The sequence below is a fragment of the Planctomicrobium limosum genome (assembly GCF_051465645.1).
Lineage (GTDB): Bacteria > Planctomycetota > Planctomycetia > Planctomycetales > Planctomycetaceae > Planctomicrobium.
In genome coordinates this window covers 2,854,239-2,876,364 of record NZ_CP195790.1, presented here as the reverse complement: position 1 = coordinate 2,876,364, position 22,126 = coordinate 2,854,239, and the positions used below count along the sequence as shown (strand labels likewise).

Annotated in this window: 15 protein-coding genes and 2 tRNA genes; 9 read left to right on the top strand and 8 right to left on the bottom strand. The window is 53.1% G+C overall.

The window, feature by feature from the left end; translation table 11 throughout:
• Positions 1-101: 101 nt before the first annotated feature.
• A complete protein-coding gene (locus SH527x_RS10785; protein WP_437190684.1) occupies positions 102-1,151 on the bottom strand; it encodes a DUF1559 domain-containing protein in 1,050 nt (349 codons plus the stop codon).
• 423 nt (positions 1,152-1,574) lie between these two features.
• Here SH527x_RS10785 and kdsA point away from each other — a divergent pair, with 423 nt between their 5' ends.
• On the top strand, positions 1,575-2,417 hold the full coding sequence (kdsA, locus tag SH527x_RS10780; protein WP_437190683.1) for a 3-deoxy-8-phosphooctulonate synthase: 843 nt from the start codon (positions 1,575-1,577) through the stop codon (positions 2,415-2,417).
• A gap of 96 nt (positions 2,418-2,513) precedes the next feature.
• Here kdsA and SH527x_RS10775 read toward each other — a convergent pair whose 3' ends face one another.
• The 3 genes from SH527x_RS10775 to SH527x_RS10765 all read right to left on the bottom strand — a co-directional run bounded on the left by SH527x_RS10775 (position 2,514) and on the right by SH527x_RS10765 (position 5,922).
• A complete protein-coding gene (locus SH527x_RS10775) occupies positions 2,514-3,656 on the bottom strand; it encodes a Gfo/Idh/MocA family protein (RefSeq protein WP_437190682.1) in 1,143 nt (380 codons plus the stop codon).
• 162 nt (positions 3,657-3,818) lie between these two features.
• The gene (locus SH527x_RS10770) at positions 3,819-5,174 is read right to left on the bottom strand and encodes a replication-associated recombination protein A (protein ID WP_437190681.1); all 1,356 of its coding nucleotides are present in this window, start codon (positions 5,172-5,174) and stop codon (positions 3,819-3,821) included.
• A gap of 127 nt (positions 5,175-5,301) precedes the next feature.
• Positions 5,302-5,922 (bottom strand): 3'-5' exoribonuclease domain-containing protein, encoded by a 621-nt coding sequence (locus SH527x_RS10765; RefSeq protein WP_437190680.1) that lies wholly within the window; start codon positions 5,920-5,922, stop codon positions 5,302-5,304.
• Positions 5,923-6,411: 489 nt separating this feature from the next.
• Between SH527x_RS10765 and SH527x_RS10760 the strand changes: the two genes are divergently transcribed.
• The 4 genes from SH527x_RS10760 to folK all read left to right on the top strand — a co-directional run bounded on the left by SH527x_RS10760 (position 6,412) and on the right by folK (position 11,784).
• Positions 6,412-8,253 carry an ArnT family glycosyltransferase gene (locus tag SH527x_RS10760; protein ID WP_437190679.1) on the top strand — a complete coding sequence of 614 codons (1,842 nt, stop codon included), beginning with the start codon at positions 6,412-6,414 and terminating at the stop codon, positions 8,251-8,253.
• 397 nt (positions 8,254-8,650) lie between these two features.
• Complete coding sequence (locus tag SH527x_RS10755; RefSeq protein ID WP_437190678.1) at positions 8,651-9,760, top strand: ParB/RepB/Spo0J family partition protein; 1,110 nt, start codon at positions 8,651-8,653, stop codon at positions 9,758-9,760.
• Positions 9,761-10,145: 385 nt separating this feature from the next.
• Complete coding sequence (locus SH527x_RS10750) at positions 10,146-10,634, top strand: GreA/GreB family elongation factor (RefSeq protein WP_437190677.1); 489 nt, start codon at positions 10,146-10,148, stop codon at positions 10,632-10,634.
• 244 nt (positions 10,635-10,878) lie between these two features.
• The gene (folK, locus tag SH527x_RS10745) at positions 10,879-11,784 is read left to right on the top strand and encodes a 2-amino-4-hydroxy-6-hydroxymethyldihydropteridine diphosphokinase (protein WP_437190676.1); all 906 of its coding nucleotides are present in this window, start codon (positions 10,879-10,881) and stop codon (positions 11,782-11,784) included.
• Positions 11,785-11,878: 94 nt separating this feature from the next.
• Here the strand turns inward: folK and SH527x_RS10740 are convergent, their stop codons facing one another.
• Both SH527x_RS10740 and SH527x_RS10735 read right to left on the bottom strand, forming a co-directional pair.
• On the bottom strand, positions 11,879-12,334 hold the full coding sequence (locus SH527x_RS10740) for an amidohydrolase (RefSeq protein WP_437190675.1): 456 nt from the start codon (positions 12,332-12,334) through the stop codon (positions 11,879-11,881).
• A gap of 249 nt (positions 12,335-12,583) precedes the next feature.
• Positions 12,584-14,746, bottom strand: a complete 2,163-nt coding sequence (locus tag SH527x_RS10735; protein WP_437190674.1) for a sigma 54-interacting transcriptional regulator — start codon at positions 14,744-14,746, stop codon at positions 12,584-12,586.
• 1,078 nt (positions 14,747-15,824) lie between these two features.
• Here SH527x_RS10735 and SH527x_RS10730 point away from each other — a divergent pair.
• From SH527x_RS10730 to SH527x_RS10720, 3 genes are all read left to right on the top strand, one after another.
• Positions 15,825-15,898: transfer RNA gene (locus SH527x_RS10730), tRNA-Val, on the top strand.
• A gap of 58 nt (positions 15,899-15,956) precedes the next feature.
• Positions 15,957-16,029, top strand: a tRNA-Thr gene (locus tag SH527x_RS10725).
• Between the two features lie 413 nt (positions 16,030-16,442).
• On the top strand, positions 16,443-17,867 hold the full coding sequence (locus tag SH527x_RS10720; protein WP_437190673.1) for a glycerate kinase type-2 family protein: 1,425 nt from the start codon (positions 16,443-16,445) through the stop codon (positions 17,865-17,867).
• A 146-nt stretch (positions 17,868-18,013) separates the two neighbouring features.
• Here SH527x_RS10720 and SH527x_RS10715 read toward each other — a convergent pair whose 3' ends face one another.
• Together SH527x_RS10715 and SH527x_RS10710 are read right to left on the bottom strand one after the other, a co-directional pair.
• On the bottom strand, positions 18,014-19,102 hold the full coding sequence (locus SH527x_RS10715) for a hypothetical protein (RefSeq protein WP_437190672.1): 1,089 nt from the start codon (positions 19,100-19,102) through the stop codon (positions 18,014-18,016).
• Positions 19,103-20,281: 1,179 nt separating this feature from the next.
• Positions 20,282-20,584: a hypothetical protein gene (locus tag SH527x_RS10710; protein ID WP_437190671.1), complete on the bottom strand. Its 303-nt coding sequence runs from the start codon at positions 20,582-20,584 to the stop codon at positions 20,282-20,284.
• Positions 20,585-20,839: 255 nt separating this feature from the next.
• Between SH527x_RS10710 and SH527x_RS10705 the strand changes: the two genes are divergently transcribed.
• Positions 20,840-21,976: a M28 family peptidase gene (locus SH527x_RS10705; RefSeq protein WP_437190670.1), complete on the top strand. Its 1,137-nt coding sequence runs from the start codon at positions 20,840-20,842 to the stop codon at positions 21,974-21,976.
• Positions 21,977-22,126: the final 150 nt, after the last annotated feature.

Below are 22,126 nucleotides of genomic sequence, written 5' to 3'. Positions count from 1 at the left end.
ATGAGTTCGATTGAAATACGAATCGAGCCGCACTGAGTAATCAGCGCGGCTCTTTTGTTTCCTTAGATCATGTGACCAGCGTCGAGACGCGTCGAACGGTCTTAATACTCGCCGGTGGTCTGGCCGTCGTAAGGGGCACAGACTCGTGCAACGATGACAGAGCTGATGTTCTCTGAGAAGAAGCGAACGCTCCCGTCTCCCATGACGGCATGAACGCCACCGGTGTGGAAGCTGAATGGCTCATCGTTTGGCCCACAATTGTTTGTGGACCAGGGGCATTCCGTTGGGCCGCCGCTTGGGGACTTGTGGTTGTTCAGGATCTGTGCGTTGCCCTGCAGTGGAGTCCGGTTCGTTGGACCGGAGACTCCGTTCGAGCTGTCCCCGTCTGCCCAGCGACGTGGGCAACGTCCTTTAGCGGTGACTGAGTCGCAGGTGTCAACAAGGTTCGCTTCTGGCCATCCTCCAGCGATACCAATTTCCATGGCAGCTTTGTACTTGCCGTCCATCGGGGTTGGCTTACCGGAATCTTCCCAGAGTGCGACTGTGTTGCTCAGACCATCGGTTGCGTCTGTAAACTTGCCGTAGCCAGTTCCGCGACCAGCGAGAATCCCGTGGTGTTCAACAGCTGTGTAACCCGGGGTTCCTTTCAGCACGCCGGTGTCGACGCTGATGTCGGTGTAGGCGACGGGCATGTAGTCGGTCTGCCCATAAGGTTCTTCCTGAAAGTTCCCGTTGCTTGGGCAGAGAAACACGTTGATGCTTGATTTGGCGGCGACTTGATTTTCAGGAGCACCTGAGTGGTTGTAGGGCAGAGCCATGTTCATCTTCTGGTACAGCGGAGCCTGTTCGATGAACGGAAGGATGGATGTGAAGAACGAGGTACGAGTGAAGTTGCGACCGCCAGCAGGAGTGAACTCACCGGCAGGTGGAGTTCGGTTAAAGGTCGACTCGTAATTGTGAATGGCCAACCCCATCTGCTTGAGGTTGTTCTTGCACTGTGAGCGTCGGGCGGCTTCACGAGCCTGTTGAACGGCAGGCAGAAGCAAAGCGATCAGAATGGCAATGATGGCGATGACCACCAGTAGTTCAATTAATGTGAAGCCGCGTGTGACCGCACGGCGTGTCGAATTCTCTGAACCAGTCGAACTCATTTCAAACTCCCGAATTAGATGCCCGTTCGCAGCGATGCATTTGGAGACCTGAAACCTCAATTCTCCTTGCTGCGTCATGGAACGGATTTTTTCAGGGAGCAATGAAGTTCGCGTTAAGGTATCTGGAAATCCTGATGGAGTGATTCGCAGTAAACACAAGGTCAACTTTGCTGGCCGTAGAGTTTCGAATCGCCAGAGGATGTCTTCACGTCATATGAGTGCGAGGTTGATTTTTGCCTGACGGAAGCGATTGAAGATCTGATCTGACTGGTTGCAGTATGTTGATGCAGGGGCTGGATACGATTCAGGATTGTTCGCGTGCGACCGCACGAGAACTTCATAAAACTGCCATTGGGGGGAATTCAATTCTTCTGATACGCTCCGATTCAACTGAGATCAAAGACCTGTTGGAATGGAATTGGAATGGCGACGAATCCGTTGCAAGTGCAGCAGTACACCTGTGGGGTAGGGCGACCGCTCTTGTTTATTGCAGGGCCTTGCGTCATCGAATCTGAAGAGTTGATCGTTGAGACGTCGCAGCGTATTGCGGAGCTTGCCCATCAACATGGCTGGCAGATCGTTTACAAAGCGAGCTTTGACAAAGCCAACCGAACGAGCGTGAGCAGCTTCCGTGGGCCAGGTCTGGAAAAGGGTCTGGAGATCCTCAACCGCGTTCGAGAGAAAACAGGACTGCCGGTCACGACAGATATTCACGAACCATCTCAGGCGGCACCCGCTGCACAAGTCTGTCAGATCCTTCAGGTCCCAGCGTTCCTGGCGCGTCAGACAGATCTCGTTCATGCAATCGCGGAAGCCGCACGCGACCACGATTGCGTAGTGAATATCAAGAAGCCTCAGTTCATCGCCCCGGAAGATATTATTCACGCAGTCCGGAAATGTGAGCAGGCAGGAGCAAATAAAGTTCTGCTCACAGATCGCGGGACCATGTTTGGTTACGGGCGGCTGATCAACGACATGACCGCGATTCCAACGATGCAGGCGATGGGATGCCCAGTCTGTATTGACGCGACCCACAGTGTTCAACGACCAGGCGGAAGCACGACAGGCGGGAATCGGGCGATGGTTCCATTCATTGCCCGCGCTGCCGTAGCCGCAGGTGCAGATGCCGTGTTCATGGAAACGCATCCTGATCCTGATAAGGCACTGAGCGACGGTCCGAATCAGGTTCGCCTGGCCGATCTGGAACGCGTCTTTCTGGAACTGACGCGAGTCCGCTCTCTGATCAATGAGTTCTCCGCCGAGTAAATTCGAAGTCGATCACTGAAGAAGCCCCAGTGTTGTCGCAAGCGAGAACACTGGGGCTTCGTGATTAGGGAAACCGTCAAGCGGCGGCTTCTCGTGTTAGACGTTGTGCCAGGTGCGATCTTTGGCGCTGGCCAGCACCGCGTCACAGACCTTCTGGGTTTCGAGTGCGTCACGGAACGTTGGCTGGCAAGGAGTGCCTGTCTCCAGACTCTTCAGGAAGTCAGCGACCTGATGAACGAAGGTATGTTCGTACCCAATCTGCAGGCCTGGGACCCACCACTTGTCCATGTACGGGTGCTCGCCGCTGTTGTCGGTGACGTGGATACTCTTCCATCCACGGAGCGGACCTTCGTCCTTGTAGTCAAAGACTTCAAGACGGTGCAGGTCATGCAGGTCCCAGCGCAGTGACATGTTCTCGCCGTTGATTTCGAATGTGTAGAGTGCCTTATGGCCACGGGCATAGCGAGTGGATTCGAAGAGCCCCAGCGAACCATTTGAGAAGTGGCAGAGGAACGCACAGGCGTCGTCAATCGTCACCTTCTGCTTTTGACCGGTGCCGGTATGGACCCGTTCTTTCACGAAGGTTTCGGTCATCGCGGTCACGTCGGTGACGCTACCGTTCAGCCAGATCGCAGTGTCGATGCAGTGAGCCAGAAGGTCGCCGGTGACACCAGAACCTGCAGCGGCAGCATCCAGACGCCAGAGGCCGTTGCCGCCTTGTGGCAACTCGGCGTTGATTGTCCAGTCCTGCAGGAAGTTGGCGCGGTAGTGGAAGATTCGTCCGAGACGCCCGGAGTCGATGATCTGCTTGGCGAATGTGACAGCAGGAACACGACGGTAGTTGTACCAGACAGTGTTGGCGACGCCGGCTTTCTCAATCTCGGCGACCATCTCTTCGCCTTCGGCCGTGTTCATGGCGAGAGGCTTTTCACACAGGATCATCTTGCCAGCTTTGGCAGCGGCAATCGCGATTTCCTTGTGAAGGTTGTTCGGAGTGCAGATGTCGACGGCATCGATGTCTGGCCGAGCGATCAGCGCTTTCCAGTCGGTTTCGATGGACTCGTAGCCCCACTGGTTCGCGAAGGCCTGAATACTCTCTTTGTTTCGAGCGCAAGCAGCTTTGAGGACTGGCCGGTATTGAAGTTCAGGGAAAAAGTCGTTCGCTCGTTTGTATCCGTTGGTGTGAGTCCGGCCCATGAAGCCGTAACCGATCATGCCAATGTTCAGCGGCTTGCTCATTCTGAATCTCCGTATTGAACTCAGGAACGTGATTTCAAAGACGGAAATGTATCAACATTAGCAGGGATGTTCACCTGACGAGCGACTTCTGTGACCCTGTTGGCTCCCCTGACCAGATCGGGGAGCGGCATCTTGTGAACCGAGCCCGGAGGTCAGCCGTTTTCATTGTTCGGAGTTGGGCTCAGGATGAGGTGCATCGTCGGGGCGGGAGCGACGCTGTTTCAGTTCGTTGAGGCGGTTCTGAATCTGCTGTTCGAAGCCCCGATCGGTGGGGATGTAATATTGCTTTTCGACCCCGAGGTAGTCCTGATCGACCCAGGCGTCGGCTCCACTGTGAGCGTATTGATAGCCTTCCCCATGTCCCAGTCTTTTTGCTCCTTGGTAGTGGGCGTCCTTCAGATGCACTGGGACCGGGATCACTCGTTGAGATTTCACGTCATCCATCGCCGCGTTAATGGCCATGTAAGCCGCGTTCGATTTTGGAGCGCTCGCCAGATATGTCACCGCTTGAGCAAGGATGATGCGGCATTCCGGCATCCCGACACGTTCGGTCGCTTCAGCGGCGGCGTTCGCCATGATCAGGCCTTGAGGGTCTGCGTTCCCGACATCTTCACTGGCAAGGATCACAATCCGACGAGCAATGAATCGGGGATCTTCACCGGCGACGAGCATTCGGGCCAGCCAGTAAATGGCGGCATCGGGATCACTGCCTCGCATGCTTTTGATGAACGCACTCGTGACGTCGTAGTGCTGATCACCTTTCGCATCATAGAGGAGTGCTTTCTTCTGGACTGACTCTTGAGCGACTTCAAGATTGAGGATGGGATTCGTCTTGTCGAGCGACCCTGCTCCGATCTCCAATGCCGTCAATGCACGTCGGGCATCGCCATCACAGACGTCAGCAAGGAAGGCGAGTGCCTCGTCGGTTGCTGTTGATTCCGGCATCCCAAGACCACGCTCTTTGTCGGTGAGTGCCTGTTTCAAGAGTGTGAGAATGTCACTCTGTTTGAGTACCTGAAACTCGAAGACCTGACTTCGACTGATCAACGCCGAGGCGAGGGAGAAGAAGGGATTGGCCGTCGTCGCCGCGATGAGACTCACAACGCCGGCTTCAACGTCAGGGAGCAAGACATCTTGTTGAGTGCGGTTGAAGTGGTGGAGTTCATCCACAAAAAGAATGGTCCGTTGTCCGTCGGCATTCAGTCGGGCTCGAGCCTCGTCGAGTGCCGCGCGAAGTTCTTTGACTCCAGCGGAAGCAGCATTCAGCACAAGAAAGTGTGACTGCGTATGCCGGGCGATGATTGCACCCAGTGAGGTCTTCCCCGTTCCTGGCGGCCCATAGAAGATCATCGAGCCAGGTCGATCGGCCTTGAGCATCCGTCGTAGCAGACGGCCTTCTCCGAGGAAGTGTTGCTGACCGACGAACTCGTTGAGCGTACGCGGACGCATTCTGGCGGCCAACGGTCGGGCAGCGTCGCGGTTCTTCTTTTCTTCTTTATCAAACAGTCCGGCCATCATCGTCTCCAATTTCTGGAGACCAGTGTAACCGATGGCTCAAGCGAAGGGGAAAGGCAAGGCTTTTTGCTGTGGACCCAGGGGAAGTCTTGGATGTGTCACGACAATCGCAAGCTGGTTGTCACCGTCTTCAATTCATCTTGCGAAGCTCGGCGAGCATGTTGCAGAAGAGAGCTCCTTGCTCGATCGCGTCGGTCAGGGCTTCGTGGGTGTGCGGCAACTTATCGAACCAGTGGCGTGGCATTCGTCGTTTGGTTGTTGCGTGAAACTGAGAGTTCATCATGGTCATGGCCATGGTCTTCATGTCGAGCGATGCAAATGAGAATGGCGACTCCCCAGCGAACTTCATCAGGTACCAATAGACGAAGGTGAAGTCGAAGCCGGCAGGGTAGGCAACGAACACTGGTCGGCCAGGGAGAGCTTTCAACCATTCGACGTATCGCTTCATTGCGACCTCTGGTGACTCCATGTTGACGCGAGTCTTGCGGTAGGCTCGACGGTTGCGATTCCACCACTCCGTTGTCTGTGGATCAGCACTTGCTTCTGGAAGCAGTTCAAGGTTAGCGCTAAATGTTGCGAGCAGAGTCTTGTCTTCGAGGTAAGCCGCTGAACCAATGCTAAGCATGGAGTGTGGTCCTGGGATTGGGCCATCTGCTTCGATGTCAGTGCTGACGTAGATCTCCGTTGTTGGTGATGTGTGATTGTCCAGTGTTTTGTCTGTTGGATCGGGATTGTCTTGTTGGTTGCTCATCGGTCTTGTGATTTTCTTTGTGGGGCGATTTATGCGTGTTTCACGTGAAACGAATCTGGAGTTAATTAGTGTTTAGTTGCGTGCTAAGTGGCGCTGGTTCAGAACGTGTTTCGTTGAAGTGTTTCACGTGAAACGACAGGGCATGGTTGCGACTGTTTCAGTGATAGGCAAGGAGAGCATCATGCTCACGATGTATGAGTGGAGGTGATCAAGCGGAAGGCCACTTCATGTGTTTCACGTGAAACACGAATCGAATCAGTAAGTGGATTTAACCGTCCGGTTCATGACTCAGTATTTCGCATCGATTGAGTGCTGTTCATGATAGTGCAGTTTGAATGACTGTGCGTACTCACGGACGATGGTGCGGCATCTCCAAGCACGCTTGTGGTTGTCACACTGTTTGACGTTCTGCATACTTGAGTTTCTGCGTTGGCTTCGCTTCTCATGTTCGAGCTGCTCACGCATTGATTCAGTAATGAAAGTCGTTCGATGACAGAGCCAAGACTGCAATGGAAAATGCCATCGTTCCTGCCAACGCTCATCGTTGTTGGGGTCGTGTTTGTAGTAGGTATCCAACTGAGAAGTTACCAGTTGGATCTAGTACGGGTCGAACACTTCGATGAAGGAGTCTATGCATCAAATCTGTATGTTGGTCCCCCTGATTTTTGCTTCCCATATCAGCATCTCTACGCGCCACCTTTGTTCCCTGCAGTGTTGGAATGGATGCTGATTCTGAGCGGCGGCAATGCTGGAAGCGTGATTGCGGTGAACGTGATCATGGGGGTGCTGCTGATCTTCGCCATTGGATGGACATCGAGCGGTCTCTTTCGCAACGCCCCAGACCAATCGAAACTCAATCCGCCGTCACAGTTCCTTTCGTCGAAATACCGCGTTTCGATCGCGGCTGCTTCAGCGATGGTGATCACATGCATGTCGGAGTTAATGATTCAGTATAGTCGAACCGCGCTAACGGACATTTCATTAACGCTATGGCTGACGTTAGCTGTTGGGGCAAGTGTGCGTGGACTTCGTCAATCCAACTGGAAGTGGATCATCGCAGCCAGTCTCTTCACCACGTTGGCGTGGTGGACGAAGTACAACGGTTGGCTTCCATTGGCCATCGTGGGAGCAGGCGTAGCAGGTTGGTTTGTGTTTGAAGTGCGACGATTGAAAGTCGCATCACCGACGCTGATTCAGTTTGGCGTTCTCAGTGCTTTGGCCGTGGTGATGTGGTTGCCGTGCCTGGCTGGGTTACAGGCAACAGGCGGCTACGCTGCAGTGGCCGCGAATCACGCCGGTTACGTCGTTGGTCCTGCTGGGTGGCTCAACTCAATTCAGAATCACTTCGCAGTCGACCGCTTCTATACAACCTGGATCTCAGCAATTGGGATTGGTGCTGCAATCATCGTCGCAAACTCGTGGCTGCTTCTGACCACTCAAGGGCAAGTTTTGCGATCGAATTATTACGTACAGTGCGTTGGAATTAGCATTGCCGTGCTCATGGCTGTGGCTACCAGGTTCGTAGGTCTGCTCCCAGTCCTGTTCTTGCTGAATGTGATTGCTGCCGTGATTCAGTGGATGAACCATAAGAGCGAGGCCGATCGGCCAACAAACTCACTTGGAAGGTGGATCTTACTGGCGTGGATTCTCGGTTTGATTGTTGCGACGCCGATGTACCGTCCTTATCCACGACTGATTTTGCCGTTGCTGGCGGGGCTGATTATTGGAGCAGGTTACGGGATCGAACTGTTGTTCCGACGTCTCTTTGGAACATACGCACCTGAGTCATTAGCATCACCGCAGGTCGAAGAGGCGATCAAATGGAAAGACCGGACCTCCAGGTCGATGGGCGTTGTGTTGATAATCTGTAGCGTAATGATGTCCCGGAGCTACTCGGCTTCAGCTCTCGCTCCAAGATCTGAGTTCGTGGAAATTGCCAACCAGATCCGCGAGTCGATTTTGAAAGACTATCGGGAGACATCGAGAGAGGCACGGGATGGCATTGCTACCGGCGTTGCAGTCTTGGGCGAACCTGGTCTTTTTTTTCAGCTCGCCTTACCAGCAAAGATGTTTCCTCAGATAGTCGCGCAGCCCGTTGCGACGACTGCTGCGATAACGTCCGCGGCCGCCAGTGAGATTCCGATGTACCTGGTCACCGGCCCGCACGCCAAGGAGGCGGTTGCCGAATTGGAAGCGATGCCTGAGACCGTCCGGCTCGTTGCTACCTTCGAATACCGCCCCAGCGCGCTCGTCCTTCTCGACGATATGTCTCCTTCTCAGATTCGCGATCGAGCCCCTGAGCGAATTCAGGTCTGGACCCGACAGCGGTAAATCTCTAAAACGTACCGGCTTTCAATTCTCCCGATACGAGCATGTTTCCCAAATTGCCAGTCTTAACTCGGCGGTTCGAGTTTCGTGTGAATGTCGGTAAGTAACGAAAAGTCGGTATAACCTGCACTGCCGGAATGGAGTGGGAGCAGGGACCATGCCGAAGAAAAAGTAGGATCGAGTCGTGTCAGGGAGCGATTCGACGTATCAGTTGAATGCGATTTGTTTCTTGAGAACCAGAAACGATCATTTTTCTCCCCTGCGGCAGCGGAGTCTGTCGTCCCATTTCGATGCTGGTAACAGCTGGTCGTGAAGTGTGCGTCATTCTTGACAGGTCACTTTGGGCCAGGCGCCAGTATTCATAGCGATTGGAAAGAGTCTGTACGGAGACGGACACCCCATGAACGATTCAAATTCAACCCAGCCTTCTCGCCGACTTGGCCGCGGATTGTCCGCCTTGCTGGGAGGGAACGGTCCGGCATTTACTGAAAGCTCTGCAGAGCAGAGTGCCGACCTCCGTCAGATTTCAGTTGCTCAACTGACCCCGAACCCATTTCAGCCACGTCAGGTCTTCGATGCCGAAGCACTGGGCGAACTGGCCTCCAGTATTCGGGAGCATGGAGTTCTTCAACCGATTCTCGTCCGGGAAGTGGATGGGGCGTTTCAGGTGATCGCCGGTGAGCGTCGCTGGAAAGCCGCCCAGAAAGCCGGTTTGACTTCCATTCCGTGCCGCATTGTCGATGTCGTTGACAAGACTGCGTGCGAGTTCGCTCTGGAAGAAAACCTGAAGCGGAAAGACCTGAGCGACCTGGAGAAGGCTCAGGCGTTCAAAGACTATCTGGCACAGTTCGAATGTTCGATCGAAGAACTGGGCAAGCAGTTAAGCATGAACCGGTCGACGATCAGCAATATGCTGCGTCTGCTGGATCTGCCTGGCCCAGTCAAGAATGCGTTGAACGCCAATAAGATTTCTGCCGGACATGCGCGAGCACTTCTGCCGCTGCCGGAAGCAGATCAGCTGGAAATGTGCGGTCGAATTCAAGCCGAGCAACTCAGCGTGCGTGCAGTTGAAGCGACCGTTAAGAAGATGCTGGGACGTGAAACTTCTGCTCCTGTTGAGACAGCGGAAGTGGCTGCGACCAACTCAGCCGACTCGACCCCGGAACAGCAACCGGTGATGACGGTCGGTGAGACTTCAGAATCAGCCGCGGTTCAGCAGGAGCAACCTGTTGCTGCGACGGTCGTGAGCTCCACTCCAGTGGTCAAAAAGACAGCAGAAGAGTCCGGGCCAGCGACAGAATCCGGAGTGGTTGAAACCATTCCAATGTCCGAGGCAGAGCCGCACCGGACACATCACATCGATTCACTGGAAACTCAGCTTCGTGACCTCCTGGGGGTTCCGGTCGAGATTCAGTTGAATTCAAAAGAGTCAGGGAAGATCCTTGTCCCATTCACAAGCAACAGCGAGTTCGAGCGGATTCTGAATCTGCTGCGACGCCACGCTGCGTAGTTTCGGTAGTGGAGATGATGCCCACCGAATCCGGTGGGCATTTTTGCTTTGGGTGGCTTATCGGGGATGACTCAGAGCGTTCGGCAGTCCTCAGCTTGTCATCGATGGACAATCACCTCCGAATACGTTATGACTAGAGTTTGCGGGACGCGGCGGCAGCTGTGGCCCGTTTCTGTTTTTCAGAGAACAAAGCAATTCAGTCTTAGAGCAATTGATCTCACCCTTGATTTCGATATGCGCAGGTTCCATGCACTCGATTGACGAGTCGTGAATTTGTCGCCGACGAATGGATAGACGACTGCTCTAAATCGCATTCCCACGAGTGTCTACTCGTGGGTTTTCGCTTGTTCACATCACCTTCGCGTATGAATGACTGGGTAGAAAGATGCACCGACAGCCTATTACTCGAGACGGCTACGAAAAACTCCTCGCGGAAATTAAACACCTTGAGGATGTCGTGATGCCGAAGATTACCGAGGCGATCGCCGATGCACGTGCGGAGGGCGATCTCAAAGAGAATGCCGAGTATCACGGGCAGCGTGAAGAACAAGGTCGCCTGCAAGCCAAGATCAACATGCTGAAGGGCAAACTTGGCAGCTGCTATGTGGTCGACAAAGCTGACATGCCCAAGGGGCAGGTCACATTCGGGTCAACCGTGACCATCAAAGATCTGAAGTTTGGCGACGAGGAATCTTACGAATTCGTCGGTCCAGGTGAAGAAGACTACGACGGCCCGGTCATGAAGATTTTGACAACGAGCCCAATCGCTGTTGCGCTAATGGGCAAGAAGGTCGGGGAGAAAGTCGAGATTGAATTACCTCGCACGACCATGAGTGTGGAGATTGTGAAAATTGTCGATCACGGCGACGAATAGAAATCAGGCGGTTCAATGAGCCGCTCTCTATTGCAGTCGAGAATTATATTGACAGTGTGCTCGTTTTCAAATTGATGAGCTGACTGTTGGAACTTCCGATGCCGGAACTCTCCAGTGAGGGTTCCGGCTTTTTTGTTGCCTAGAATTTGGCGGGTTTGTTTGATGCTTGCATTATGGCAATGGCCATTTCCAAGATTTTCATCCACATCTGTTGAATTGCTGTAATTTGTGTCAGAATAGCATAATGATCACTACTGCAATTGCGCTCGGTGGAAATGTCGGAAACGTGCATGAGGTCTTTGCGCAAGCACTCGCAAAACTCGATGCAGTCGCAGAGATTATACTCGTCTCCCGCAGTCGAAATTTTCGTACAAAACCAATGGGAGAGAATGCTGGTGCTCCCTATGTGAATGCCGTCGCTCTGCTGCAGACATCCTTTTCGCCTCAGGCTCTATTGAAGGAACTTCAGCGAGTCGAATCCGAGTTTGGCCGCAAGCGAGATACGCATTGGGGCTCCCGAACACTCGATCTGGATCTGCTGAGTTATGGGCACGCTTGCATCCATCTGACGGACCTGGAAGACGTGAATCCAGGGATTGCTCCATATCCCACAGGGCACCGTCCTCTGGGTTTCAACGAAGGCATGTTGACGATCCCGCACCCAGCCTGTTGGAATCGCAGGTTTGTTCTTGACCCTTGGTGTGACGTTGCCCCGAACTGGAGGCACCCTGTTCTGGGCGAAACGGTTCGCGAGATGCAGGAGCGAATCGCGGTCAGGCCACTTGTTGTTGACCTTCCATCAATTACTCCGGAACTCGCAGAGCTGTTGGTCGCTGAACTCTCCCTTATGGGGATCGAGAACGACGTCGCCTTCCGTCTCGGTGAGGACAAAGTCGCTGACCAGGCCATCGCAAATGCCGTGGTGGGGATCACTAAAATCGACGCTAAAGCGACGAGAGAATTCGATCCCGATCGTGAAGCGAAGCCTGCAATGACATTTGTTTTCGCACAATCCGAAGCAGGTGCGGTCGACGATGCTGCTGAACTTCCATCGAGAGTGGTTGTTCTCCCAGACTCGGCCGAGGGAATTAGTCTGGCTGCGAACATTCTGAAAGCAGCATTGGATCAGCCGTCCGCATGTTGCGATTAGAGTCATTCTCGAAGATCGTGTGACGGAACTGTCACGCTTGGTTCGACTTTTTTTCAATGAAGAGGCTCTGTGGTTGCACGTCCACCGAACCCGATTAGTCTGCATCAGCTTGGGGTGTTGGCTGGATGATTGATGGCGATGGACGGACGCCTGGGAGTGGAGAGGCCGGTGGTGCCAGTGTTGGCAGGATGCCAGTTTCAGTGGCAATGTTTAACGCCTTCGACAGTGACGCCAGACACCCGTTGATTGACTCAACGGCCATGATGAAGTTGGTGTGTACCGAGACCTGAGGGGCATCGATCCCGAACTTGGCGACCGCCTTCTGGAAGTGGCCGATCTTCTTTCGGAGTGTTCTGAAGTACGCGACCGGAGTGTCGGCGTGCGGCTCCAATGCGCGACACAGGTCAAAGATCTCGCGACCGAATTCTGAAAGTTCAGCCGAGTCTTCGCAATCTTCACAGTGACGGAGAAACGCTCGGACCATCCATGCGTGAGCGAGGATGAGCTGACATTCCTGAACCAGTTCCGGTGGTGTTTGCGTAGGTGTCATGTTGAAGCAGAAAAGTGGGAATCGAAAATTGAGTCACGATTCGACCGGGAATCGACAATGCATTCGATACACATTTTGAAACGTTGCGTAAGGAAATGCGAGGCTGTTTCAGGCTCGATCGGCAGGAGCGGGTTCAAATCCCGCTGGTGTCATGCGTTCGCTGGATTCAGCGGAGCAGGAAGTAGCCAGCGCAGGAACGAATAAGGGCTGCCAGTAACGGCAGCCCTTTGTTCAGTTAAGTGGAAGGTCTTATTCTCTCGGAGGAGAGAACGGAGTCATTTCAGGACTGGTTTGCTCATCAATCTGATCGTCATCGTCGGAGCCATCTGGACGAGCCAAACCATATTTCTTCAGGCGACGATCCAGTGTTGTGCGCTCAATTTGAAGGATGCGAGATGCCTTGGACTTATTCCAGTAGGTCGCTTTCAGCACCGCTTCAATGTACAGACGATCGATGTCATCGAGCGTTGTGTTCTGCGTAATAAACCGGTCCCAGTTAATGCCAGTTCCTGAAGTCGCCGGAGCGGATTGAAAACCTGCTTCCTGTTGAACTGGCGCTTGGAATGCTGCCTGAGGTGGAGCTGGAGCATTGGTCCGTGTCGGTTCTTCCAGGTCGAGATTCAACTTGGTGAGAACAATATCGTGCGCGCCAAGATACTCATTCTCGGCCAAGATCACTGCGCGCTCGACGACGTTTCGCAGTTCACGAACGTTCCCCGGCCAGTCATGAGTCTTCAGCTTTTCGAGAGCTGCCTGACTGAATCCCTGAATTCGCCGATGTGCCTGTGCAGCAAATCGGGAGAGGAAATGTTGGGCGATGGAGGGGATGTCGTCTGCATGTTGTCGCAACGGCGGAACGGTGATTTCGATCACCTGCAGTCGGAAGAACAAGTCGCGACGGAATCGCTTCTCTCGAACGGCATCTTCCAGATCACGGTTTGTTGCTGTCACGACACGGACATCGACGGAGATGGGGTCGCCACCACCGACACGTTCAAATGACTGTCCTTCGAGAACACGCAGAAACTTCGCCTGAATCTCGGGGCTCATTTCTCCGATCTCATCGAGGAACAGCGTCCCCCCGTGTGCCTGTTCGAACTTGCCAGCGCGGCGTGCAGCAGCTCCGGTGAACGCCCCTTTCTCGTGCCCGAAGAGCTCGCTTTCCAGCAGGCTCTCAGTCAATGCGGCGCAGTTGACGCAGATAAACGGCCCGTCTTTTCGTTTACTGTTGAAGTGAACGGCACGAGCGACGAGTTCTTTGCCAACACCGCTTTCCCCACGAATCAACACGAGTGCGTCTGTTGGCGAAACTCGGGCAATGGATCGTCGTAACTTCTCAAGGCTCGGGCTCTGGCCAACGAGTTCGGTTTCGACTCCCAGTTGTCCTTGAAGGTCATTGACCTGACGGAGTGCACGGTCCAAACCAACTTCGAGGTTGGTTCGTTCCCGCAGGTTGTACAGTTGATCGCCGAGCTGATCCGCAACTGCAAGCGTGAACTCAAGGTCATCTTGAGTCATGTTCTTGCTCTCACGGCGAAGTGTATAAAGGTGCACAACCCCGATCACCATTCCGTTGTGGCGAATCGGAGAGCACATCGCACTATGGGCCTGGAGTTCGTGCAGGCTGTTCTGGTTCGACAGCCCAGCGTGGCTGGAAATGTCGTACGCCAGAACGGCGTTTCGTTCCGTGAGAACATTCTTAGTGAGGAAAGATGAAAAGTCCGTCGTCGGGCGATTTCCAATTGTCGCGATCGGAATCAGATCGTCATGTGTCCAGTGTTCACGGTCAGTCGGTGCGAGGAGAATTCCTCCCAGTTCCGCATTGGAATGTGTGACGAGTGCCTCAAGTACAGTCTGGCAAAGTTCCTGCTCTGAAGCGCACGCTGACATCAATCTGGCAATACGAAACAGCGCTGTCGCGTGATCTGATTTTCCCTTGCTGTGTTGCAGGCCAGATGACTTGTCGTATTGAGTGCCCGACTTTCGCTCGATGATCTCGTAGGTCACCTCTGGGCGATCGTCGTCGGCAGCGGCGGCATTGTGGGGTGAGGGCGCCACTGGTGATGGCGTCGCCGGTGTTGGCGAATTTGAAAGTACGAGTGTGCAGGCCCCGATGCCGATTGTGCTTCCGTTCGCAAGCGGACGATCTTCCGAGATGGGAACTCCATCCAGAGTGACGCCGTTGCGACTGTTCAGGTCTCGGAGTTGCCAGACCCCGTTACGCAAATAAAGTTCGCAGTGCTCTCGACTGCATTTCGCATCCGGGATCACAACGCGGTTGGAGCTGGAACGTCCAATCGTTACGGACCCATGATTTGGAAGTTCAATGACTTCAAGTAGAGCCGCTCCACGTTGGATAATGAGGAACGCAGGCCGAGCTACTTGAGGTGCGGATTCTTTGTTCGATTCCATTTGGGCGAAGTCAATTCAGTTACGACGGCAGCAGGAAATTCAGTGTATGCCTTAGGAATCGATTCAGATAGTAGCGGGTACCATTCTGATTGAGTCTTCAACTTGACTAAATACAGTGCAGATCAGATGCCACTGTCTGTAAAAATAGTCATTTGATGCTAACTCGATGTGCATTTAAAATGCACTGTATTGAAATGGATCGTTTCTGCGGTTGCTGTGTATTGAAACGCGCGTCTTGAAACGGGACTGATTGCCAAGGTGGAAACTCCCGTTTAGATTTTGGGGTTTCCAGGAAAGCATGTTTTCGCCGGGATTATCTGTATTTGAACCAATTGTCATTATTGTCTGTTGAACTGGTCTCGAATTTGCAGATACTCTTGATGTTGTTCCCTTCGATCGTCGTGCCATTGAATTTCGGGAAATTCTTTTATCTTGACTGCCGGCTGAATTTGTAACCCCCGAGAGATACGACGTGCCCGCCAAGTGTTTCACTTGGCGGGCTGTTTTTTTGGGTAAGAATGATCGCGTTCTATGCGGCTGATTCGCTCACAGCCCTTTTCTACGACTACCGTTGTGTTGAACCCGGAAGAGTTCTGGTGAAGGAATCTTTGCTGAATTTCAGCTTAGGGCAGGTGTTGCGTGATCATTCGAACCGTGTGCATACGAATCAGTCAGGTGTTGGATTCCTGGGCGACTGATTTCGTAAACGTCAGTTGGTGTTGCCGGTCAGCGATCTCTTGTGAAAAACTCCTGCGACTATCTGTTCAATTACGACAGGGCTGTTGAATGCAGATTTGTCGATTTGATGTGGCGATGACCCGGCTCCTCATGTGCGCACCGAAGGCGTTCCTGCCATTCTGCAGTACCAGAGATAATAGCATAAATATTGAGAAGTGTTGATGGAATCACTTTTTGAAGGAAATGACAAAGTCAATTTGGTTCAGTTGCTTGACCGGAATTCGATTCAGAGTTACATTCCTGCACGCAATCATCCCCCTATGAAAATAGGAGAGTGCGGTGAGGCCGAAAAGGTCTAGCCAATTCAGGTTGGCTTTCACTCATCGAAGTTGCGACAGTCGCGCCCGTAGCTCAGTTGGTTAGAGTGCATGCTTGACATGCATGAGGTCACTGGTTCGAGTCCAGTCGGGCGCACTTGCTTAAATTTGGCCGGTGCGGAGTGCTTTACGGCGGTCCGCACCGGTCTTTTCATGCCACCGTAGCTCAGTTGGCAGAGCGACGCTTTCGTAAAGCGTAGGTCGTCAGTTCGAATCTGATCGGTGGCTCTCTTACTGATCCTTCTTACCTTGTCTTCCTGTCGTTCGCACGCGTTACAATTTTTGCGTGCATCTCTTCGACGGAGTCTTTCAGGCAGGTCCTCTGAGCATTCAGAGAGAGTCGTTCTCAAAATCGATACGGCGTCATCGATGTCACGTCGTTGATTTGAGTGAACGGAATTCAGTCGTAGAAACCTCTCCCGGTTTATGGTCTATGGGCCAAATCAGGTCGCATTGGCGATCGATTCCTAGCGGACTTCATGTCAATTTCGCTCGATGTGGGTGTCAGTTTGGCTGTATGATTTCGCAGCCATTGCAATTGAGAAGGAATTGGAACGACTGGTTTAGCGTCATGGACCGAGGCGGTCTGCGTTCCGAATGGCTGATTCGCTCTGAGTTCTCAGTCTTCTGCAGGTTGATTAATGGACCTTGAATACGCTTCTTCAGATTCACTTGTCGAGGACGTGCTCTCCATCTGGAAGGCAGGGGTTGCTGCTGTCGATTCGCGTCGTTTGGTGTCCACCAACATTGTCATTGCTGGAGACACGTTGCGAGTCGGCCAGTCGGAATGGGTGAGAAAAGGTGTTGGGCGAATCTGCGTTGTTGGTGCTGGGAAAGCTGGAGCCGGAATGGCTGCCGGCGTTGAAGACTGTCTTCCGGGAGATTGGTTGGCCACAACGACCGGTTGGGTGAACGTCCCGGACGATTGTGTCATTCCTCTTGAGAAAATCCATCTTCATGGAGCGCGGCCAGCCGGGGTGAACGAACCGACAGAGCGTGGCGTCGCCGGTACTCGTGAGATCCTTCAACTGGTCTCGAAGTTGAACGCAGATGATCTTTGCCTCGTCTTGATCTCCGGAGGCGGAAGTGCGCTGTTGCCTGCTCCAAGTCCGGGGATCAGTTTGGAAGATAAGCTGACGGTCACCAGATCAATGATGCGTGGCGGGGCAACGATATCGGAACTGAATTGCGTGCGTCGCGCAATTTCCGAGGTCAAAGGGGGCGGATTGCTTCGAGCGTGTCAGGCCGGAACGATGATTGTTCTGCTGATTTCGGATGTGATTGGCGATCCGCTGGAAACCATCGCATCAGGCCCAACAGTGAACCTGAATCCATCCGCAATAGAGGCATTGGAGGTTCTTGAGCAATTTCAGGATCGTTCCGGTTTCTCTATTCCTCTGTCAATTCTGGAATATCTGAAGAGTCACAGAGCAGTCGATCGACGAGGCGAAGGCCAACAAGACAAGGGCGAGTGCCGATGTTCACATCATGTTATTGGAAATAATCGAACCGCAGTTCTCGCGGCAGTTCAGAAGGCGACGGAACTGGGCTATGACGTCGTCGACGCGAAATGGGACCTACCTGGCGATGCTGCTGAGACCGGAAGGAAGTTTGCAGATCAGCTTCTCGCCATCGGCACGAATCAGGTGAATCGGAGTTCAGATTCACCGAATGATCAGACTGCAAGTTCCAGGTTGTGTGTGGTTGCCGGAGGAGAAACGACGGTCAATCTTGCGGTGACTCCACTGCCTCAGAAAGGGGGGCGAAACCAGGAATTGGTGCTCACTGCTCTAGTAGAACTCGCGTCTCAAGAGCACCTGCCACCACTTGCGATTGTCTCAGGCGGAACCGATGGGGAAGACGGGCCAACGGATGCGGCTGGTGCCTGGTTGAATTGCTCATTGATCGAAGAAGTTCAGCAGGGCAAAGTCGATCCGGTTCCGTATCTGCAAATCAACAATTCGTACCCCTTCCTTGAATCAGTAGGGGCCTTGTTGAAGACTGGACCAACTCACACCAATGTGATGGACCTTCGGGTCGGCCTTGTTCTACATCGCGGCTCTTAATATTGGCCGCTAACATTCTTTGTAGTGAGTGAATTGAAATCCTGAAAACGAAGATCCCCGCCAGCTGCCTCATGTTCTGAGTCGGCTGACGGGGAATTGTATTTCAGATTTTGATCAGTTGTCTCGGACAGAACTTTCAGGAAGACCTATCGTTCCGAACGAACACCAATGAGCAGGAAATTGCCGCGGCGATTTACTGTGAATCGATTGGCTTTCACAACCATCCCGAGTGCAAGTGCTGGATCGATATCCGACAGCTCACCGGTAAAGTTGCCTTGAATCGAGGCGTCAACAACCACTTGTGATCCGCCTTGTTCCCCGATCATTCGCAACACTTCATGCAATGGAGCATTGTTGAATCGGAAGGTGAACTTACCTGGCAGGCCACCTTGAATCACTTCTGATGTCAGATGTGGTTTCGTGGTCACTGCGACAGATGGCTCGACCGTCATCTGGGATGGAGACCTGCGAAACGGCGTCGGTTCGAATGGATTTGGTTCGAGTGTGGAAGGTGCCTGGACACTTGCCCATTTTGGTTCAGCAACTGGCTGGCTCGGGGTCGCTTGATGCAACGGGTCCGGAACCATGATGTTGATCGGTGCATCGACCCGTTTTTCAGCAATCGGCAAAGTCCATGGCTCTGGGAGCGTCATAGCTGCAGATTGGCTTGAACTGATCGGGCCTGCAATCAATGGAGTGTCAGCCTGAGGTGCAGGGAAAGGCAATACTGTTGTTGGGGCTTCAGGCACTGTTGCTGGTTGAGCTGGCTGCGGTGCTTCGGCTTGTGGTTGCACAGGAGCCATCAGGCCGAAAGGAGCCGTTGTATTTGCCAATGCAACTTGCACCGGTACTGGAACACTCTGAGCAACAGCAGGCGCGGGTTCAGCAGCTGGTGCCGGAGTTGGTTCTGGTGCAGGTTTTGGAGTTTCGACAGGTGTTGCCGCAACCATCTTCTCCGGTTGAGGAGTAACCTCTTTGGGAGCTGGAGCCGGTTTTGGCTGCACCTCTGCAATTTGAGGAGCGACCTCTTCCTCGTCGATTTCTTCTTCAACTTCTTCGAGCTCAAGTTCAGCTCGAGCAAGAAGACTTCGCTCGTAAGGAAGCAACGGTGGTGCGGTACGTTGTGCGCGAAGGGCAGCTCGAATCTTGTTCGGATTCGGAAAGACAAGAACCGCGGTCATCAGACACGCGAGACTCATTGCCCAGAACGCAGCTCGGAAGGGAGTTGTCGTCATGACGGTGCCAGGTACGATCCTGCTCTCCTTCCTGCTAGAGCAATGTCTAAGTGGATCAGTCCAGAGTTCTCACGCAGAAGACTGGACGGGATTCTCTGACATCTCTGCGAGGCAGAATTGTCTTCGTAAAACTTGTGACGCCGTTGAATACCTTTTCAAACAGATCTCGATTCACCTGACAGGCGATTCGCTTGCGATGTGTTTGTGTCAGCGTCAACCGGTGTCAGTGTTTATCGACGACAGGAAAGCGGATCTTCCGCCAATTCAGCAATTTCCACGGCGCGTCAGCGGTTTCGTCCACAGTGGTGGATTCGCGTCTAAGTGTAACTAGAAAAACAAGAAAACGCGGCAAGGTCCCCTCAAAGCTCCCAGCTTCTCCTTGCCGCGTTTCTTAATCTATTTGCGAAGAAATGTCTTGATCGAAGGCCGAAGTGTGATGATGACGCCCTCAAAATCTTCCAAAACCTAGGTCACTGACGAGGAGAGTCAAGGAGAAATTATAAACTGGGTGGAATTGGTGGAAAAGGTAAACAGGAGCAGACGCAAGTAGCCCGCTGACCTGAGGGCTCGCTTGGGGAGCCCCACCAAAACGTCGACCGCGATCTATATAGAGAGCGTCATGCTTTGGCCTCAGACAATTCAACGTTTCGCCCATCAGGGCGACTGCAGGGCACCCATCGAGTGCTGATCTCGAGTTGCGGAGAAAGGCCCTTGGCAAGCGGAAGCAATCTCATTGCCGCTGAAAGGGCCGCTTCGAAGACGTGAGAAGAATGAGCGGTCCAGTTGCAGGCACTTGCATATCAGCGAGTCGATGTCATCAGCGTGGGCCCGGTTTGCTTTGTGGTAAGCAATTTCTCTGAATGAGGTTACATTCAGGCGTCATCGTGCTGTGATCCGCCGGAAACGAGTGCGTGTCCTGAAATTGAAAAACTCCGCTTCATTTGAAACGGAGTTTTTTGAATACGAGTCGTCAACTCTGGCGCAGACGTATTTTGATCCACAAGATCGCTCGGCGCTCGTCACACCATCGGTGCCGTGCGGTGTCCTCGTGTACGCGTCCATGAGAAGCCCGACGATTTCATCGGAGGAGTCTCACCGGAGTTGAATTCGCTCTGCCATGTCCGCTGCGTTTCATGAGTGAAACGCGTGTGAAATAGTCAGAGAAGAGACCAAACTGGCCTAGAACACGTCGAGCGTATAATGGTGACCCCAGTGGTATGGCTTCTTTTCTGGGTAGAAGTTGTACCAGTCTTTGTTGTACACCGGGATCTGCCGCTGTTGCGGATACCGGTGGTACAAGTGGTCGTAGCTCTGGTTCTGAGCCTGAAAGTTATGTGGATAATACACATACGGGTAGTAGTAGAACCGTTGCCAGTTGGTAGGCTGTCCTGGTGGTGCCGCCTCAACATTGGATGTTCCGACAACGGAAATGGCCATGATAGCGGCCGCAAACAGACCGGCGGTCACGGTACGCCTGATCATAGATAGCACTCCTTGCCTCAACATATGCGATCACCACGAAATCTCGTCGTGATGTGAACATAGACACTGTTAGGGAAGATCGGCTAAAAGCCTCTTGCACAACAGGTAATTTCAGGAGATTCGATGCAACCGTTACAACTTCAGTGGGCGCATGAACGTGCTTCCCTCATGAATTTCTGCCGTTCAGTCCTTCTCCTGACGTGGTATCAATTATTGTTGATCCGAAGGGGCGGCGTACTCGGAGGCTTCCTGTGCGTGACATTCTTACTTCAGAATGCGTCTAGCTTCGCGCAGGGAGTGATTGTTCCAGAGATTTCGGCAGACGATATTCGCCCGCACATCATGTATCTCGCTGCAGATGAACAGGTTGGACGTCGGAATGCCGGTAAGCAGCGAGCCAGAGACTATATTGTTGCTCAGTTTGCCGGAGCTGGTTTGAGTCCGTTGTTTGATGGAGAGTGGCGACAGTCGATCCCGGTTCGAGTCGCAACCGGTCGAGGAGAAGAGGGGCAGGAAGGTCAGAATCTGGGCGGATTCATCGCTGGTACCGACCCTGAACTGAAGAATGAATGGATCGTGATCAATGCACATTACGATCATCTTGGAGTTCAATGGGGGCAGGTTTACCCAGGTGCTGACGACAACGCATCCGGGATCTCGATGCTGATTGAGGTTGCTCGAAAGTTGAAGCAGGCACCACTGAAACGCAGTGTGGCCTTCGTTGCTTTTGACTTCGAAGAATCACTCTTGTGGGGATCTCGCTGGTTTGTTGGTCATACGCCAATGCCGATGGATCAGATCAAACTCTGCATCACGGCGGATATGATCGGGCGGTCACTTGGAGGATTGGGGATTCCAACGGTCTTTCTTCTCGGAGCAGAGCATTCAGAAGTTGTGCGAACTGCGATCTCGGCCGTTCGTGTCCCAACAGGGTTGGAAATTGCCCAGCTGGGAACAGACATGATTGGAACCCGAAGTGATTACGGTCCGTTTCGTGACCAGCAAATTCCCTTCCTGTTTTTCTCCACTGGAGAGCATCCGGATTACCACACTCCATACGACAAGCCGGAACGAATTGAATACCACAAGGCTGCCAAAATCTGCACGACGATCCAGCGGCTGGTTTCTGAAATCGGAAATGGGGATCAGTCACCAGTCTGGGAGCGTGCAGTCTATCAGAAACTTGAAGAGGCAATTGCCGTTCATCGAGTGACAGAGCACCTCGTGAATGCGGATCGAGTCGGTGAAGTTGAACTTTCCAGTATGCAACGGTTCTTTGTGACTCAGGTGCAGAACAAGACCGGGTACATGGTCCGCGCTGGTCGTGTCTCAGATGAAGAACGAAAATGGGTCTCACGCATGGCATTGATGCTCATGGCGACGGTGTTCTGAGTTGATTCTATGACTCTACATTCAGAGTTCTATTCTGGCACTTCCAATAGATTCAGGGATGGATAAATAGCGAGAATGGCAGCAATTATGCCTGCACCAGTAAGCTGAGTGAAATGTCATAACGATACGACTGAAGGATTGCTCTGGTTG

What these genes read in the sequence shown, in the direction of transcription:
- SH527x_RS10785 (WP_437190684.1), bottom strand. Translation starts at nt 1,151, where the DNA reads ATGAGTTCGACTGGTTCAGAGAATTCGACACGCCGTGCGGTCACACGC.
- kdsA (WP_437190683.1), top strand. Translation starts at nt 1,575, where the DNA reads ATGGCGACGAATCCGTTGCAAGTGCAGCAGTACACCTGTGGGGTAGGG.
- SH527x_RS10775 (WP_437190682.1), bottom strand. Translation starts at nt 3,656, where the DNA reads ATGAGCAAGCCGCTGAACATTGGCATGATCGGTTACGGCTTCATGGGC.
- SH527x_RS10770 (WP_437190681.1), bottom strand. Translation starts at nt 5,174, where the DNA reads ATGATGGCCGGACTGTTTGATAAAGAAGAAAAGAAGAACCGCGACGCT.
- SH527x_RS10765 (WP_437190680.1), bottom strand. Translation starts at nt 5,922, where the DNA reads ATGAGCAACCAACAAGACAATCCCGATCCAACAGACAAAACACTGGAC.
- SH527x_RS10760 (WP_437190679.1), top strand. Translation starts at nt 6,412, where the DNA reads ATGACAGAGCCAAGACTGCAATGGAAAATGCCATCGTTCCTGCCAACG.
- SH527x_RS10755 (WP_437190678.1), top strand. Translation starts at nt 8,651, where the DNA reads ATGAACGATTCAAATTCAACCCAGCCTTCTCGCCGACTTGGCCGCGGA.
- SH527x_RS10750 (WP_437190677.1), top strand. Translation starts at nt 10,146, where the DNA reads ATGCACCGACAGCCTATTACTCGAGACGGCTACGAAAAACTCCTCGCG.
- folK (WP_437190676.1), top strand. Translation starts at nt 10,879, where the DNA reads ATGATCACTACTGCAATTGCGCTCGGTGGAAATGTCGGAAACGTGCAT.
- SH527x_RS10740 (WP_437190675.1), bottom strand. Translation starts at nt 12,334, where the DNA reads ATGACACCTACGCAAACACCACCGGAACTGGTTCAGGAATGTCAGCTC.
- SH527x_RS10735 (WP_437190674.1), bottom strand. Translation starts at nt 14,746, where the DNA reads ATGGAATCGAACAAAGAATCCGCACCTCAAGTAGCTCGGCCTGCGTTC.
- SH527x_RS10720 (WP_437190673.1), top strand. Translation starts at nt 16,443, where the DNA reads ATGGACCTTGAATACGCTTCTTCAGATTCACTTGTCGAGGACGTGCTC.
- SH527x_RS10715 (WP_437190672.1), bottom strand. Translation starts at nt 19,102, where the DNA reads ATGACGACAACTCCCTTCCGAGCTGCGTTCTGGGCAATGAGTCTCGCG.
- SH527x_RS10710 (WP_437190671.1), bottom strand. Translation starts at nt 20,584, where the DNA reads ATGATCAGGCGTACCGTGACCGCCGGTCTGTTTGCGGCCGCTATCATG.